Origin of the sequence: Hungatella sp. SL.1.14, assembly GCF_024460495.1 — a bacterium.
GTDB lineage: Bacteria > Bacillota > Clostridia > Lachnospirales > Lachnospiraceae > Hungatella > Hungatella hathewayi.
Genome location: NZ_JANFYJ010000050.1, coordinates 1 through 16,641 on the forward strand (window position 1 = coordinate 1; position 16,641 = coordinate 16,641).

General features: G+C 45.9%; 21 protein-coding genes and 1 pseudogene. All 22 read left to right on the forward strand.

Annotated elements, in window-relative coordinates:
• The first annotated feature begins 545 nt into the window (after positions 1-545).
• Positions 546-788, forward strand: coding sequence for a hypothetical protein (locus tag NE473_RS29065; RefSeq protein ID WP_006774088.1), 243 nt, complete (start codon positions 546-548; stop codon positions 786-788).
• Positions 789-804: 16 nt separating this feature from the next.
• On the forward strand, positions 805-1,200 hold the full coding sequence (locus NE473_RS29070) for a hypothetical protein (RefSeq protein WP_118043151.1): 396 nt from the start codon (positions 805-807) through the stop codon (positions 1,198-1,200).
• Positions 1,201-1,272: 72 nt separating this feature from the next.
• Complete coding sequence (terS, locus tag NE473_RS29075) at positions 1,273-1,917, forward strand: phage terminase small subunit (protein ID WP_118043150.1); 645 nt, start codon at positions 1,273-1,275, stop codon at positions 1,915-1,917.
• Positions 1,907-3,205 (forward strand): PBSX family phage terminase large subunit, encoded by a 1,299-nt coding sequence (locus tag NE473_RS29080; RefSeq protein WP_256265491.1) that lies wholly within the window; start codon positions 1,907-1,909, stop codon positions 3,203-3,205. The genes terS and NE473_RS29080 overlap by 11 nt, the downstream gene beginning before the upstream one ends.
• Positions 3,206-3,218: 13 nt before the next feature.
• Entirely contained in the window at positions 3,219-3,413 is a 195-nt protein-coding gene (locus NE473_RS29085) for a hypothetical protein (RefSeq protein ID WP_006777832.1), read from the forward strand.
• 70 nt (positions 3,414-3,483) lie between these two features.
• Complete coding sequence (locus NE473_RS29090) at positions 3,484-4,890, forward strand: phage portal protein (RefSeq protein WP_256265492.1); 1,407 nt, start codon at positions 3,484-3,486, stop codon at positions 4,888-4,890.
• Positions 4,883-5,956 (forward strand): minor capsid protein, encoded by a 1,074-nt coding sequence (locus tag NE473_RS29095; RefSeq protein ID WP_256265493.1) that lies wholly within the window; start codon positions 4,883-4,885, stop codon positions 5,954-5,956. Before NE473_RS29090 ends, NE473_RS29095 begins: the two co-directional genes overlap by 8 nt.
• Positions 5,953-6,168, forward strand: a complete 216-nt coding sequence (locus NE473_RS29100; protein WP_006777680.1) for a Thoeris anti-defense Tad2 family protein — start codon at positions 5,953-5,955, stop codon at positions 6,166-6,168. Before NE473_RS29095 ends, NE473_RS29100 begins: the two co-directional genes overlap by 4 nt.
• 85 nt (positions 6,169-6,253) lie before the next feature.
• On the forward strand, positions 6,254-6,889 hold the full coding sequence (locus tag NE473_RS29105) for a DUF4355 domain-containing protein (protein WP_256265494.1): 636 nt from the start codon (positions 6,254-6,256) through the stop codon (positions 6,887-6,889).
• Between the two features lie 19 nt (positions 6,890-6,908).
• Positions 6,909-7,838, forward strand: a complete 930-nt coding sequence (locus NE473_RS29110; protein ID WP_256265495.1) for a hypothetical protein — start codon at positions 6,909-6,911, stop codon at positions 7,836-7,838.
• 11 nt (positions 7,839-7,849) lie between these two features.
• The gene (locus NE473_RS29115) at positions 7,850-8,092 is read left to right on the forward strand and encodes a Rho termination factor N-terminal domain-containing protein (protein ID WP_006777376.1); all 243 of its coding nucleotides are present in this window, start codon (positions 7,850-7,852) and stop codon (positions 8,090-8,092) included.
• Positions 8,093-8,422, forward strand: a complete 330-nt coding sequence (locus tag NE473_RS29120; protein WP_006777377.1) for a phage head-tail connector protein — start codon at positions 8,093-8,095, stop codon at positions 8,420-8,422. It abuts the gene before it with no gap.
• Positions 8,388-8,759 carry a hypothetical protein gene (locus tag NE473_RS29125; RefSeq protein ID WP_006777378.1) on the forward strand — a complete coding sequence of 124 codons (372 nt, stop codon included), beginning with the start codon at positions 8,388-8,390 and terminating at the stop codon, positions 8,757-8,759. The genes NE473_RS29120 and NE473_RS29125 overlap by 35 nt, the downstream gene beginning before the upstream one ends.
• Complete coding sequence (locus NE473_RS29130) at positions 8,759-9,292, forward strand: HK97-gp10 family putative phage morphogenesis protein (protein ID WP_006777379.1); 534 nt, start codon at positions 8,759-8,761, stop codon at positions 9,290-9,292. Before NE473_RS29125 ends, NE473_RS29130 begins: the two co-directional genes overlap by 1 nt.
• Positions 9,292-9,660, forward strand: a complete 369-nt coding sequence (locus NE473_RS29135; RefSeq protein WP_055651395.1) for a hypothetical protein — start codon at positions 9,292-9,294, stop codon at positions 9,658-9,660. The genes NE473_RS29130 and NE473_RS29135 overlap by 1 nt, the downstream gene beginning before the upstream one ends.
• 4 nt (positions 9,661-9,664) lie before the next feature.
• The gene (locus NE473_RS29140) at positions 9,665-10,078 is read left to right on the forward strand and encodes a phage tail tube protein (RefSeq protein ID WP_006777726.1); all 414 of its coding nucleotides are present in this window, start codon (positions 9,665-9,667) and stop codon (positions 10,076-10,078) included.
• Positions 10,079-10,095: 17 nt separating this feature from the next.
• Positions 10,096-10,539, forward strand: coding sequence for a DUF6096 family protein (locus NE473_RS29145; RefSeq protein WP_006777720.1), 444 nt, complete (start codon positions 10,096-10,098; stop codon positions 10,537-10,539).
• Positions 10,540-10,553: 14 nt separating this feature from the next.
• The gene (locus NE473_RS29150; protein WP_256265496.1) at positions 10,554-10,922 is read left to right on the forward strand and encodes a hypothetical protein; all 369 of its coding nucleotides are present in this window, start codon (positions 10,554-10,556) and stop codon (positions 10,920-10,922) included.
• Positions 10,922-14,239 carry a phage tail tape measure protein gene (locus NE473_RS29155; protein WP_256265497.1) on the forward strand — a complete coding sequence of 1,106 codons (3,318 nt, stop codon included), beginning with the start codon at positions 10,922-10,924 and terminating at the stop codon, positions 14,237-14,239. Before NE473_RS29150 ends, NE473_RS29155 begins: the two co-directional genes overlap by 1 nt.
• Before the next feature lie 66 nt (positions 14,240-14,305).
• Positions 14,306-15,361, forward strand: a complete 1,056-nt coding sequence (locus NE473_RS29160) for a phage head morphogenesis protein (protein ID WP_039891775.1) — start codon at positions 14,306-14,308, stop codon at positions 15,359-15,361.
• Between the two features lie 43 nt (positions 15,362-15,404).
• Positions 15,405-15,806, forward strand: a complete 402-nt coding sequence (locus NE473_RS29165; protein WP_050797802.1) for a hypothetical protein — start codon at positions 15,405-15,407, stop codon at positions 15,804-15,806.
• Positions 15,806-16,641 (forward strand): annotated as a pseudogene (locus NE473_RS29170) (hypothetical protein); the annotation flags it as partial. The gene NE473_RS29165 and the pseudogene NE473_RS29170, both read left to right, overlap by 1 nt.

Genomic DNA, 16,641 nt, shown 5'->3' on the forward strand with positions numbered 1-16,641 from the left:
GCAGATGGAATAAAAATGGAGTATAGAAGATTTTTAGAAAATAATTAAAATTTGTTCTATTTGTTCTATATGTTCTGCTTAGAAATGTTATAGTATAGACTGGAAGATCTGAAAACAGATTTCCTCCCCCCAATTGACTGCCTCCGGCTTTTACCGGTCGGCGGCTGAAGCGCCGGTATCCATGGATACGTCCGGCAACGCGCGTTAATAAGGTTGATACCACCTGACTTACTGCTAAGCTGCAGCGACAAAGGTATCCGTCTAACAGTTTGCCGAGTTTTATGTCCCCACGGACGAGGGATTAAAACCGGCTCGTCAGGACAGAGCCTCACGGAGAAGGCGCGTAGGAAGAGCTTGCCGAAGTAGACTGGGTTCGACTCCCAGTGTCCTGAATTTTCTCCTTTGGAAGAGTCCTTGCAGAGATGTGAGGGCTTTTCTTTTGCAAAAAAAATTTATACAGAGTATTAAAAGAGACATTTTTTGCAATACTTTTGGTGTATATTTATTTTCAAAATATATAGAAAAGGTTGACAAAGGGTGTTATAATGAAGATGCAAAACAATGGAAACGAAGTAGAAAAGGAGAATTTAACACAGAAGAAACAAGGAGATGATGCTATGAATAGCAGTGTATTAAGTTATACTAAGCTTGATTTGCACTCCCTTGGAAAGAAAAACGTCAAAATAGTGTCTTCTGAAGAAGCGCTAAAAGATGTAATCCCAATGAAATGGGAAGAAGATACAATACAGGGGAGAACGAAGGTAACAGTAACCAAAAGAAACAGTTAAGGAGTATTAACGTCAAATGTGTAAAGTTGGAGATATCATAGTTGTTAGGAACTATTTAAGCCAGGGACAGACCATTAAAAGACATTCCTTTGTAGTGCTTAGTACAGAGCATGGAGAAATTCAGGGAATGGACTTTGATTTGGTTTGCAATGTTATGTCTTCTTTTCGTTCAGAAGAACAAAGAAAAAGGAAGATGGGATATCCGGGAAATTTTGAGTATCCGGCCGATGCCGAGAATATTAGAAATGGACATGGAAGATCAGGATACATAAAAGCTGAACAATTTTATTACTTTAACAGAGAGAAAACGGATTTTTATGTCCTCGGTAATGTAGAGCCAGAGCTGTTTAATGTTTTAATTGAGTTTATCAACCAACTTAAGGACATTGAGGTTATTACGGATAATTTATGAATTTAGAAAAGGGTCACTCACCAGTGGCTCTTTTTCTATACCCAAAAACGAAACGAATGAGAGGTGGTGGTGATGGCAAGGCCGAGAAGCCCGAACAGGGACAAAGCCTGTGAATTATGGCTGGAGAGCGGAAAGAAACGTCCACTGAAAGATATAGCGGCGGAGCTGAAAGTATCAGAAGAGCAGATCCGCAAGTGGAAGAATCAGGATAAGTGGGATAAAGTAACGTTACCTAATGCAAAAAGTAACGTTACCAATCGTAAAGGCGGGCAGCCGGGGAATAAGAACGCTGTCGGCCACGGCGGTACCGGACCGCCAGGAAATAAAAATGCTGTAAAGCACGGCGCATACGAACAGATATATTACGAGGCCCTTCCCGAAGAGGAACGGTCTCTTTTTGATTCTATTCCAGATACGGCAGTGCTGGACGGAGAAATCAAGCTGCTCCGGCTGAAGCTGGCTCGCCTGATCGGACGCAGTGAGATAAAGACATACGATATGTTCGGAGGGGAACATAAGAGAGAGATTACAGAGGCCGAGCGAGAGAAAGGAATTCTGGAAGTCACAGCAGAGCTACGGAAACTGATTAAGACAAAGAAGCAGATCGAGATAGCAGAACTGAAAGCTGGTGGCGGAGATCCAGACGAATCAGAGGACGACGGATTTATGGCGGCGTTAGAAGGGACTGCGGCGGAGGACTGGGAAGATGAAGAGTAAGAGACAGATATTTCATTTCAAACCGTTCTCTCTCAAACAGCGCAAAGTGCTTAACTGGTGGTGCGATACGTCTCCTGTGAAGGACAAGGACGGGATTATCGCAGACGGAGCGATTCGATCCGGAAAAACGGTCTGCATGTCATTATCATTCGTCTTTTGGGCCATGGCGAATTATTCTGATCAGAACTTTGCCATGTGTGGTAAGACAATCGGGAGCTTCCGGCGTAACGTACTGACGATCCTCAAACTGATGCTTCGGAGCCGCGGTTTCCAGGTTGCTGATCACCGAGCTGATAACCTGGTTGAGATCAGCCGTAATGGAGTGACCAATCACTTTTATATCTTCGGGGGCAAGGATGAGAGTTCACAGGACCTCATTCAGGGGATCACCCTTGCAGGTGTATTCTTCGATGAAGTTGCACTGATGCCGGAATCTTTTGTTAATCAGGCTACGGGCCGGTGCTCCGTTGACGGAAGCAAGTACTGGTTTAACTGTAACCCTGATGGTCCGTATCACTGGTTCAAGCTTAACTGGCTGGATAAGGCAAAAGAAAAGAATCTTTTGGTTCTGCATTTTACGATGGATGATAATCTGAGTCTGTCAGAGCACATCAAGGAGAGATACCGGAACATGTATACCGGTGTCTTTTTTAAACGTTATATTCTGGGCTTATGGGCTATGGCGGAAGGCATTATCTATGATATGTTTTCTGAGGATCGCCATGTTAAAACTATTCTGGAGTATGCCAGACAGCTTATAGATGGCGGTCGTTATGTGAGCATAGACTACGGCACACAGAACGCCACGGCATTTTTGCTATGGAATAAGGGACGTGACGGGAAGTGGTACTGTATCAGAGAGTATTACTACTCAGGCCGAGATAAGGGTATACAGAAGACCGATGCTGAGTATGCCGAGGATTTAAAAAAGTTTCTGGACGGCACTCCTGTCAAGGCTGTCATTGTGGACCCGTCAGCAGCTTCATTTATTGCGGAGCTTAATAAGCACGGATTTACTGTGATCCAGGCAGACAATGCTGTAGAAGACGGGATACGGCTGGTGGCAACGCTCTTAAACACTGAGCGGATTGCATTTAGTCAGTCCTGCAAAAATACAATCATGGAGTTCGCTTCCTATATTTGGGACCCGAAGGCCGCAGAGCGCGGAGAGGATAAGCCAATAAAGCAGCATGATCACGCCATGGACGCAGTAAGATACTTCTGCTACACGATTCTGAATAACAAGGCAGTGAGAGTCAGAAAGAAATCCGATTACGGATTACATTAAGGAGGTGAAGAGTATGGGAAGATACAGTGAAATAGCCCAGAATATAGAAAAAGAATGCGATTATATGGGGAGTCGAAAAAGCCTTGAAGTTTCACTGAAAGTGCTGGATACACTGGATCAGAATACAGATTCACTTCCAGTGAAACAGGCGATAACAATTTTAGATGACGCTAAAAATGTACTGTTGCAGTTGGTTGGAATTAATTAAAAACCGTAATCTGAGCGTTTATGAACCATAGTTTTTGACAGAGAAGTTCAACAGAAAGAAGGTGATAACCATGTACATATACACGATGCCCCGCGAGAACTGGGACGAGTCAAACCCGGATAAACAGGCAATCCGCACACTAATAGTAAAACACCGGCGGGAGGCCAATCAGCTGCGAAAGTCTATGAAGTATTATGAGGGAGAGCATAAGATCCTAACGGAGAGCCGGAAGACAAAGCTGGTGTGCAACCACGCAAAGGATATCAGTGACACGGCCAGCGCCTACTTTATTGGCAACCCAATTTCATATAACAGCAAAGAGGATATAACACCGCTCACCGATGCCTTTGAGATTGCCGGTGCCGATGAGGCTGACGGGGACAATGGTCTGGACCTGTCAGTGTACGGCCGGAGCTATGAGTACATCTATCCGATGGAGGGCGAGACGGATTTAACGATTAAGAGCCTGTCCCCCGAAAATACCTTTATGGTATATGACGACACGATCGAACAGAAAGAGCTTTTCGCGGTGTATTACTACGCGAAGAAAGATGATTCTGACAAGAAGAGGGCCATCTACGTAGCTACCGTGTTGACGGAACATTATAAGTGGGTGCTGAACATTGAGAATATCGATAGTCCGCAGGCATTACTTGAGGAGCCAACACCGCATTACTTTGACGAGGTTCCGGTGATCGAGTATCTGAACAACAAGCTTGCGATTGGTGACTTTGAGCTTCAGATCCCGTTGATTGATGCCTACAACGCACTGATGAGTGACAGAATCACGGATAAGGAGCAGTTTATTGATGCAATCCTGGCGCTGTACGGGGCCATGCTGGGAGATAATGAGGCAAAGGACGCAGACGGCAGGACAGCGGCACAGAAGCTTAAGGAAGACCGTTTAATGGAGCTTCCGAAAGATGCGAAGGCTGAGTATATTACCCGTACATTTGATGAATCGGGCGTGGAAGTCCTCAAGAAAGCCATAGAACAGGACATTCACAAATTCAGTCATATCCCCTGCATGACAGATGAGTCCTTCGGTGGGAATGTTAGTGGCGTCGCCATGGAATTTAAGCTTCTTGGCATGGAGAATATTACAAAGATCAAGACCCGGTATTATAAACGAGGGCTGCGGAAGCGCTTAAGGTTGTTTGAGGACTGGCTGGCAAAGAGTAAATCTGTCCAGGTAGACATATCCGGTATAACTCCGACATTCTCCCGGGCCATGCCGAAGAATCTGCTGGAGATCAGCCAGGTGACCGCCAATCTGTGGGGAAAGGTCAGCAGGAAAACGCTTCTGTCACAGATCCCCTTTGTGGAGAATGTGGAGGAGGAGCTGGCGGCAGTGAAAAAAGAGGAAGACGAGGCAGCTAAAAAGCAGATGGAAATGTTCGGCCTGGGAAGCAATACCCCGCCGCCGGATGGCGAGGAAGAACCGAAGAAGAAAAAGCCGGGTGGGGTAGATGAGTAGTGCGTCATACTGGGAGAAACGCGAGGCACAGCGTATGTTTGAATATATGCAGTCTGCCGAGGATACCGCCGATGAGATTGCAAAGCTGTATCTGAGGTCTTCCGAGTACCTTAGCGCCGAGCTGGACAAGATATATGAGCGATACAAGCGCAAGCACCATCTGACTGATGCAGAGGCTTACAGGCTGCTTAATTGCCTGCATGACAAAACGTCCATAGAAGAACTTAAAGAGGCATTGCGGGCCGGTGACGGCGTTGAAAAGGATATTCTGGCAGAGTTGGAAGGCCCGGCATACCGCGCGAGGTTGGAACGCTTGGAGCAGCTTCAGAATCAGCTTGACCAGACCATGCGAGAGGTCTATAAGCAGGAGAAAGCCAGAACTACCAGCCATTATGTAGACCTTGCCAACGAGGCATATTACAGGTCCATTTTTGATATTCAGCAGCGTACAGGGTTAGGGTTTTCCTTCAGCGCAATAGACCCGGCTGTGATAGACCGGGTCATTAACAGTAAGTGGTCAGGAGCCAACTACTCAACACGCATCTGGAATAATACACAGGCCCTTGCACAGGATTTGAAAGAGGAGCTGCTGGTCAATCTGGTCACTGGCCGGACCGATCGGGAAGTTGCCGAAATCATAGCGAATAAGTACGCACAGGGAGCCAGTAATGCCCGGCGGTTAGTACGTACAGAATCCTGCAACCTAGCGAATCAGATGGAGATGCAGTCCTATGAGGAATGTGGGATAGAGAAATATCGGTTCGTGGCTACTTTGGATTTAAAGACTTCGGCTGTCTGCCGGAAGCTGGACGGGAAGGTATTTCCGGTATCGGAGCAACAACCGGGGAAAAACTGCCCTCCAATGCACCCATGGTGCCGGTCAACAACCATCTGTGTGATCGATGAGATAGACATGTCGAACATGAAGCGCCGCGCACGTGATCCGGTGACAGGGAAAACGAATACAGTACCGGCTGATATGACATATAACGAATGGTACAACCAGAACGTTAAGGGAAAGGCAGAAGCGGAAGCCAAAGAGAAAGAAGCGAGGAAGAGGAAATGAACGTTGGAAAGGCAGTAGAGCAAGTTAAGCTTGGAAAGGGAATGAGGCTCCCGCACTGGACCAAAGATACAGCCATACGAATGAAATTCCCAGATGAGCACAGCGATATGACAGAACCGTATCTATATGTCGACAGCCTCGTATTAGGCCGCTGGCCGTGGAAGGAGAGCACAGAAGAATTACTTTCCACAAAATGGGAGGTAGTAGATTAACGCAAAAAGCACGCGGAGAAATCTGGGTGTTATTTTTATGCCATGGCCCGGGCGTTGAACGGACTGGGGCGGAAAGGATAGATATATGAGAAAGACAGGAATTACGGGGTTCCCCCAAAAAATGAATTTGCAATTTTTTGCAGAGAGCGGAGACACTGCCGGCGCGGATCAGGGCGAAGGCGGCGGAACTGGAAATAAACCAGATGAAGGCAGCTCTGGTGGAGCGGATACTGGCAATAAGGAACCGAAAAGTTTCGATGATCTCTTACAGAATAAAGATTATCAGGCCGAGTTCGACCGCCGTGTCCAGAAGGCTCTGGGGACTGCAAAGGAAAAGTGGACGGCCCTCATGGACGACAAACTTTCCGAAGCCGATAAGCTGGCGAAGATGAACAAGGAAGAGAAAGCGGAGTATCTGCGGCAGAAACAGGAAAAGGAGCTGAAGGACCGGGAAGCGGCGATCACGCGCCGGGAGCTGATGGCCGAAGCAAAGAATACGCTGGCAGAAAAGAAGTTGCCTGTAGGGCTTGCAGAGGTCTTGAATTACGCCGATGCAGATTCATGCAATAAATCTATGGCGGCAGTAGAGAAAGCCTTCCAGGAGGCCGTACAGGCTGCCGTTGAAGAGAAACTGAAAGGCGGTGAACCGCTAAAGAAAGCACCGTCAGAAGATGGTAAGGACCTTGCAAAACAGGTTGAAGACCTGATGATGGGAATATAAGAAAGGATGAGAAAAGACTATGGCAATTAATACGTTAGCAACAGCAACACTTTTTATGAACACTTTAGACAAGGTGGCGATCCGGGAGGCCGTCACTGGTTGGATGGACGCAAACGCCGGACAGGTAATCTATAACGGAGGAGCCGAAGTAAAGATTCCGAAGATGAGCGTTCAGGGCTTGGGAGACTATGACCGGGACAACGGATACCAGCAGGGCGGCGTAACGCTGGAGTATGAAACTCGCAAAATGACTCAGGACAGGGGCCGGAAGTTTCAGCTTGACCCGATTGATATCAACGAGAACAATTTTGTCACAACCGCAGCTGCCGTCATGGGAGAGTTTCAGAGAATGTTTGTAGTTCCGGAGATCGACGCGTATCGTATCTCTAAGATCGCAACGGAGACGATCACGGCGAATAAGGCAGGTATGATCTCTTATGATTATACTCCGGGAGCTCCCGGAACCTCTGCCCTCCGCAAAATCAAAGAAGGAATTAAGGCAATCCGTGAACTCTATAACGGCCCCCTGGTGATCCATGCCACACCTGACATGATTATGGAATTGGAGATGGAGCTCTCCGGAAAAATCATGAATACCACATTTTCGAAAGGCGGCATTGATACCGCAGTACCATCCGTTGATGGCGTCCCGATCATTTCTACGCCTTCCAACCGTATGTACACAGTTATTAAAATCAATGACGGCAAAACAGGCGGACAGGAGCGTGGTGGATATGAGAAGGGAGAATCCGCCAAAAATATTAATTTCTTCATTTGTCCGCGTACTACTCCGATTGCAGTCACGAAACAGGATATTATGCGTATTTTTGATCCGACCATCAACCAGAAGCTGAATGCCTGGCAGATGGACTATCGGAGATTCCATGATATCTGGGTACTGGATAACAAACTGGACAGCATCTACTTAAATATCAAGGAATCAGCATAAGGAGGCAATCCATGAGACTTATTATGAATAACGTGGAGCGGATCGCAGAAGACGACGTCCAGATCAGAAAGTTGATGGCAGCCGGATTTGAACCGCTGGGAGAGGCTGCCTGCGAGGAAAAGGCAGCATTAAAACCGGAACTGGAGAAAATGAAGGTTGAAGAACTGAAAGCCCTGGCGAAAGAAAAAGGCATTGAAGGCGCGGCCTCTCTTACCAAAGATGAATTACAGGCAGTCTTGAAGGAAGTGGTTTAAATGACTGAAACCGAAAAACTGAAACTGTTGACAGGGGAGAGTGATGAGGACTTACTCTCCCTTTTGCTTGCTGATGCAACAGAATATGTACTGGGATATACAAACCGCACCGAGCTTCCCGCAGCGTTGAATAAGTCGGTCCGAGATCTGGCTGTAATTGCCTACAACCGGCTGGGTACTGAAGGAGAGACTGGCAGAAGTGAGGGCGGGGAAAGCTACAGTTTTGACACGGCACCAAAACAGATACACGACGTGTTGGACCGGTACAGACTGGTGGGCGTAGGAGGCAGACGGTATGAGGCTAAAAAGAAACCGACTGAAAACGTATAGCCATAGGAGTGCGATTTCTAAAAAGGATAATGAAGGCAACTCGTACATTGAGTATGGGCTGCCTTCTTCTTTTGAGGCAGAGGTCTGGCCGGCCGGTGGAAAATTGCAGGCGGAAATGTACGGCCAGCGTGTCAACCATATTCAGAATTGCCGGATTAATGCAGGATATGAGGTTATGGCCGATGAAAAGGGACGTGTCAGTTATCGGATCGGGTATACGACAATACAGGAAGGTGACGGTATCTGCGTATACGTCCCAGGAGAGCAGGAGCCGGATTATCGGATCGTTGCCATCCGGCCTTACCGGTATTTGACATTGGAGGTTGAAAGAATCTGATGGCGAAGGGAATTAAAGGTCTCGATAAACTCATGAAAAAGTATGGAGAACTTGCTGAGCAGGCGGCGGGTGAATCTATGGGGCGCGCGGTTGGAGCTTCGGCAAAGTTGATACAGGGTGAGGCAAAGTTATTATGCCCCGGCAACGACGGAGAACTTCGTAGAAGTATCAAAACAAGAGTGGAAACAGCAGAGGAAGGAACGATAGGGGCTGTATATACCAATAAAAAATATGGCCCTTATGTAGAACTTGGTACTGGCCCCCGCGGCGAGGCTGACCATGCAGGGATTTCGCCGCTTGTAACGCCTGCCTATTCCCAGTCACCATGGTGGATTCATGAAAGCCAGATTGATGCGAAGATAGCGGAGAAATACCACTGGTTTTATATAGACACGCCAGAAGGTCGCTTTTATCAGTGCTCAGGTCAACCGGCGCAACCGTTTCTGTATCCAGCGTTAAAAAACAATGAGGAGCGCGTCACCAGAAATATTGCAAATTATGTTGCAAGGGAAATCAGAAAGGTGTGTAAGTAATGATTAACGTAAAAGACGAAGTATACGCGGCGCTTTGTACGGTGACAGAGAACGTAACCGATTATTACCCGCGTAGCTGGGAGAATGATATCTCGATCCAGTACATGGAAGAGGATAACAAGGTAGCAGAGGAATCCGGCCGCGGGGAAGTAAAATCCTATGTCAGATATCGCATTGATATCTGGTCAAGAAAGAGTACGTCTGCGGCCGCGGTGGCTGTAGATGCGGCCATATCACCTCTGGGACTTAAGCGAACCCAGTGCATGGACGTAGAGGATCCCAGCGGCTTAAAGCACAAGCAGATGCGCTACGAAGGGATTATTGATGTTAGGAGCAGACATGTATACCACGCAATAGGAAAGGAATGATGATATGTTAGCAAATGGAATTACACTTGAGGTAAAGAAAAATGGATCGGAGAGTTATACAGCGCTTCAAGATTTAAAAGAAGTGCCGGAACTTGGAGTGGATGCTGAAAAAGTGGAGAATACCAGATTGAAAGACAAGTTCAAGCATTCAGAGCTCGGGATCGGAGATCCTGGCGATATGGCTTATAAGTTCGTGTATGACAACTCCAGCGCAAGTTCGGATTACAGGGTTCTCCGTGAAATTGCCGATAGCAACAAAGTAGCGTCCTACCGGCAAACATTCCCTGACGGGACAAAGTATGAGTTTGATGCATACAGCAGTATAAAAGTTGGCGGCGGCGGAGTGAATGCGGCGATTGAATTCACGCTTACATTAGGCTTACAGAGTGATATTAATGTCACAGACCCAACAGCATAATACAGGAGGAATAGAAAATGACACAGGGATTTGACGAAATATTAGAAACAAAAGAGGAAGAGGAAAAAGTAGTGAGCCTCGAGGAAAAGAAGAAACGCAGACCATTCGCATATTGGGAAGTGGGCGGACAGACATACAAAATGAAACTGACCACGCAGAACATCTGTCGTTTAGAGGACAAGTACAAAACGAGCCTTTTGAACCTGTTATTCGGTTCCGGGAACGTACCGACTCTGTCGATCATGCTTACCGTAACACAGGCTGCTATGCTTCCGTATCACCATAAGATTAAGTTCGTAGATGTGCAGAATCTATTTGATAGGTACTGTGAGGAAGGTGGTACTCAGATGACCTTCATGACAGATGTATTTATGGAAATTTACAAAGTGTCTGGTTTTTTTACGGAGGATCAGGCAGAGGAGATGGACAAGAGATTGGAAGAGGCGAAGGACCAGATGTAAGCCTTGTATCCGATATGATCGACGATCTGTTCCCTCTTGCATTGGACTGTGGGATATCCCCGGAACGTTTCTGGGATCTGTCCATACCGGACATCATCGATATCGTGGAGTGCAGTCGGCGTCAGGAGGAACGGAAGGTTAAGCATGAACTGATGAATCTGCATTTCCTCGCACGGGATATCGGCCAGTTTACGGCTGCTGCGATCCAGGGAAGCGATAAGGTAAAGATTATGGAGCTATGGGATTTCTTCCCGGATCTGTTTGAGCGAGAACACGAAGAAACAAAAAAGAAGATACAAGAAAAGCAGTTGGCGGAGTACAAAGCCCGGTTTAACGACTTTGTAATCCGCCATAATCATGCCAGGGCAGGAGGTGAAAACTGATGGGCGAGGGAATGACGCTGGAAAAGCTTCGGGTTATTATTGAAGCATACACGAAGCCGTACCGGGACGAACTTGAGAAAATAAAACAGCAGACAACCAAGGCGACAAATCACGTGGAGCGGCAGACGGCAAAAATGAAGAAGTCGTTCGGAGGCCTTGGCCGGGTAGTAGCCTCAGTATTGGGAGTCGGAGCAATCGTAGCATTCGGTAAGTCATGTGTAAAACTGGGGTCTGACTTAGCTGAGGTGCAGAACGTTGTTGACGTAACATTCGGCAAAATGTCCGGTGCGGTGAATGCCTTTTCCAAAAACGCAATCACGCAGTTTGGATTGTCGGAATTGACGGCCAAAAAGTACATGGGTACATACGGAGCTATGGCAAAGTCGTTCGGTATTGTGGGCGAAGCCGGGTATCAGATGTCCGCCGCTATTACGGGTCTGACTGGTGATGTGGCTTCCTTCTACAACCTGTCTACTGATGAGGCATATACGAAGCTGAAGAGTATCTTCACGGGAGAAACGGAATCCTTGAAGGAATTGGGCGTTGTTATGACCCAGACGGCCCTTGATCAATATGCTCTCAACAACGGTTTTGGCAAGACCACGGCAAAAATGACCGAGCAGGAAAAAGTCATGCTCCGGTATCAGTTTGTCATGTCCAGCCTCGCGGACGCTTCGGGAGATTTTGCCAGAACTAGTACTTCATGGGCGAATCAGGTAAGGGTATTATCCTTACAGTTCCAGTCACTTAAGGCTACAATCGGCCAGGGACTTATTAATGCATTTACACCGGTGATCCGGGTAATCAATACAATCCTGGCAAAGCTACAGACACTTGCCGCTTATTTCAAAGCCTTCACGGTGGCGTTGTTTGGCGACGCTGGAGGAAGCAGCAATATAGCGGATTCCATGGAGTCTGCGGCCGGTTCTTCCGGGGCGGTGGCCGATAACATGGACAAGGCAGCCGGAGCCGCAAAGAAGATGAAGGAGTACACTCTCGGGATCGACGAATTGAATGTACTGAATCCTGATGAGGGAAACGGCGGATCAGGCGGAGGAGCCGGAGGTGGCGGATCACTGGATTTTGGCGATATGTCCGGGGAATTGTTTGGCGAAGTTACAGTCAATCAGGAGATCGAAGCGGCTGTAGAACGGTTACGTAAGGCTATTGATGCTATTAAGGAACTGGCGAAACCCACCACGGACGCACTGAAACGGTTGTGGAACGAGGGATTATCCTTGCTGGGGAATTTCACCTGGACGGCGCTGGAAGACTTCTGGAATTACTTCCTCGTGCCATTAGGTAGTTGGACACTTGGAGAGGGATTCCCACGATTTATTGATATCACAAATGATTTCCTTAAAGCGGTTGATTGGGACGCAATTAATGAGGCACTGAGGAACTTCTGGAAGGCATTGGAGCCGTTTGCCGAGAAAGTTGGTGAAGGGCTACTTGATTTTTATAAGGATTTAAGCAATATTGGTGCTAATTTTATTAATGCCGTGGTACCGGGTGGATTAAATGCGCTCGCTGATGCTTTAAAAAAAATTGATTCAGAGCAGGCCAAAGCAATTGGATACGGAATAGGTGTAATAGCTACTTCGCTTTTGACATTAAAGGTGACAAAGAGTATTCTGGATTTCTTTGATAAATTGAAAGGTGTTATACTTGCCGCCGGTGGCTCATCTACATTTGGAATCACATTAACTCTTTCCCTTATTGCGGCAACCGGAGTATCGTGGACGACAGCGCTTGAACTTCTTGACAGATATGAGAATGGTACTGACGAAGAGAAAAAAGAAATTGAGGTTGGATGGGATAAGAATAAAGAAGAATCAAAAGATAAGAATAAGTGGGGAATGGGAAACCGTTATGGTCAAATGGCTGCGTCAGCAGATGCATATCAGAATGATAATGCCTATACAAAACAGTATGACTATGTGAAATCCCTGCCTGGAAAAATAAAAGAATGCTTCGATCAGAATTTAAAGGATACGGAAGATTGGCTGAATGAACTTGATAAGCAAAGAGAAAAAGAAAGCAGCGACTTTCAAACATGGATAGAGGATAAGAAATCTAATGCGAAACAAAACTGGGAAGAAATCCAGACCTGGTGGGACAATACGATTGGAAGCTGGTGGGATGAACATGTAGCCCCTTGGTTTACAACCGAAAAGTGGCTAGGATTATATGAGAGTGTCAAGACAAGTCTTAAAACTAAGTGGGATGAGACTGTTGCTGTTTGGATATCAGATATTCAAAACTGGTGGAATACACATGTGTCACCTTGGTTTACCGCTGAAAAATGGTCTGAGTTATACGAGAACATAAAGACAAGTCTGAAATCAAAATGGGACGAAACTGCCGGTCAGTGGGGGACTGATCTGGGTGATTGGTGGAATACACATGTTTCGCCGTGGTTTACAGCTGAAAGATGGTCGCAGCTATACAATGATATAAAAGAACAGCTAAGAATTAAATGGGATTCCACGGTTGGCGAGTGGGGAAACAATATTAAAACTTGGTGGAATCAGCATGTGGCTCCTTGGTTTACTGCAAAAAAATGGTCTGATTTATACCAGACTGTAAAAACAAAATTAAAAGAAACCTGGGACAACACTGTTGGTGAATGGATAACAAATATTCAAACATGGTGGGATGAACATGTAGCCCCTTGGTTCACAACCGAAAAGTGGTTGGATATTTATAGAAGTGTAAAAGAAAGCCTTGGAACTACGTGGACGAATACCGTCACTGACTGGAAAAAGAACATAGAGGACTGGTGGAAAGAAGATGTTGAGAAGTGGTTTAAACTTGAAACATGGACCGATATGATGAAGAGAGTACCGGACGCATTTAAGGAGACATTTAGAGGAGCTGTAAACGCGGCTGTTGACCAACTTAACAGATTGATCGACTGGTTAAATGATAAGCTTAATTTCAGCTTTGACGGACTTGAAATACTTGGAGAAGAGATAATTCCTGCTTTTAGCGTCCAGTTGTTTACCATTCCACATATTCCACAGTTTGCAACAGGCGGCTTTCCTGAAGATGGTTTGTTCATGGCAAATCATGGTGAGCTTGTTGGTAAGTTCTCAAATGGCCGAACTGCCGTGGCTAATAACGAGCAGATAACGCAAGGAATAAAAGAGGCTGTTATCGAAGGCATGAGCATTGTAATGGCTTCCTATAACGGAAACGGTGAGCCAATTACTATTGAAACCCATGTCGAGATGGACGGAAGGACTATAGTGAAGCAGACAGACAAAGTACAGAGTCGCAAAGGATTTAACTTCAAAAATCCACAAACTATATAAATATTTTGTTGCAATCCCTCTCATGTTTGGTATACTTAAAGTATGCAAAAACGGGGAGGGACGCATATGGGGGTTTTTGATTTTTTAAAACAAAGAAATAGAAATGTGAAGGAATGCACTGGGTTTTTGAACAATAGCGAGACAAAAACACCATTGCCGAACGAAAATCAAAAAAATGAAAGCACAAATAAAAGCACAAAAAATAAAATACCATTAAAGCTTTCTGAGTTTAAAGAGGAACATTACAAAGCTCTACGCCGGTTGAATAATAAGCCGTTAGGCGAGCGCCTATCTGGAATAGTAACGAAAGAGGTAAATATTGAAAAGTTCACACCGGTTTTATTAGAACTTGATCTTTTGCGTATCGGAACGTGCGAGGAATGCTTAAACCTTCTTTCTGTTGATAAATTAAAGCTGATACTTAAAAATCAAAGCAAAAAGAGCACCGGAAATAAATCAGAATTAATAAAACGCATAATAGCAGAAATTCCGGAAGAAGACATTAGAAGCGATAAAGCGTATACAGATTTTTATGTTCATACTGAAAAAGCTAAAGAAATTATACATGAATCATATGACATTATAAACGGCCTGAAGATAGATTTTATAGTGCAGTGCATCAATAAAATCAAAGAGAAGAAAATAAGAGAAGTGTATAAAGATATCTGCAAAAGAAACATGGAACTTCCAATACCTCCCGGCATGGGAGTGAACTGGGAGGAACAATTTGTAAATGGCATTAGCGACTTTGAGGAAAAGTTATATCTGGATATATTAAAAGACAATAACACAGATGTTGTAGCTTTAGGAATTTACACAGACGTATCAGGAGATAGCGTTTCCGAATGCATTAATCTTTTAAATAAAACTGGACAGTATACAGATCTGAGAAAGGAAGACGTACTATATGTATGTAGTGTGATTTCGACTTTAACGGAAATGCATAGCATTAGAGCGAGCGGATTTAATTCGTACACTTTTGTGGCTTCGAAAAATGATGATGCATGTCCAACTTGCAAGTCATTAAATATGAAATCATTCGATGTTGCTAAAGCCAAAATAGGAAAAAACTGTCCTCCTATGCATATAGGCTGCAAGTGCTGTATAATATGTAAACCATAGCACCTTGAGAAATCAGGGTGCTTTTCTTCTGCCCGAAAGAGAGGTGATACAGTTGTTAGATGAGCGGCAGGCAACAATATACGTAAACGGTAAGCCCTTCCCTTCCCCAAAGAGAGGGCTTAATTTTATTACATCCACCATCGTCACGTCGTCCCGTAATGCAAACGGCGAGGTGGTCGGCCAGAAGGTAGGACGGGATCAGAATAAGATAGATTCTCTTGTCTGGCCAGTACTGGACGCGGAGACATGGTCTGAAATGCTCCGGGAATTCAGCAACTTCTACGTTACAGTAAAATTCCCGGATATGGTCACGAACAAATGGAAGACGCTTAAAATGTATCCCAGTGACCGGAGCGCGGAGCCTTACGAGGTGGACGAAAATGGATTCCCGACGAAGTATATCAATTGTAAAGTAAACCTGATTGACTGCGGGGTGATTGATTAATGCAGACAGTAAGCCGCGAATATAAGCGGAGCATGAAAGAGAAGCTGCGGAACCGGTCCTATATCCGGGTGACAATCGGTGTTATTAACCAGGAAGCGCAATCATCGGCCTATGTGCCGCACCCTGAAAATTACACCTATTACAGCAACCTGAAATGGCCCCTGGATAATTACCAGGTGCAGGAGCTGTATGCCACCTGTGATCAGGATTACACCGCGGTGGACGGCAGCATGTATTTCCTGCCGCGGGCCAGGGAGGATGTAGTCCTCAATCAGGGAATTGTGTCGGAGGATCTTCCGGGATCCATAGAGATACAGTTTCCCATCAGATATGACATTAAGGGGCTGACGGTCGAGTTTGGCCGGGCATACCCAGTAGATTTCCGGATTGAGTCTGATAATAAGACCGTGGAGATTGCCGGGAATGCCACGGAACATTTTGTGACAGAAGAAATTTTTGAGGGAGCAACATTCCTGCGGTTTGTGCCGGCTTCCATGGCCAATGGACAGAGCAGATTCAGGATCCACCAGCTGACCACGGGAATCGGAATCTATTTTGATAACCGGAAAATCCTTTCAGCCACAAAGAAAGAGCATATCAGCCCGGTCATGGAAGAACTGCCGGCGCTGGATTTTGATATGACAATTGATAACAAAGACCGTGCGTATGACGTGGAAAATGAGGAGAGTACAGTTAATTTCCTGGAAACCGGGCAGGAGGTCAAGGTTCTGTACGGCCAGGAACTGGATAACGGGACGGTGGAGTGGCTGCCGGGTGCAACGGTGTATCTCAGGGAATGGTCAGCAGATGATGAAGAAATGAGCTTTACTGCAAC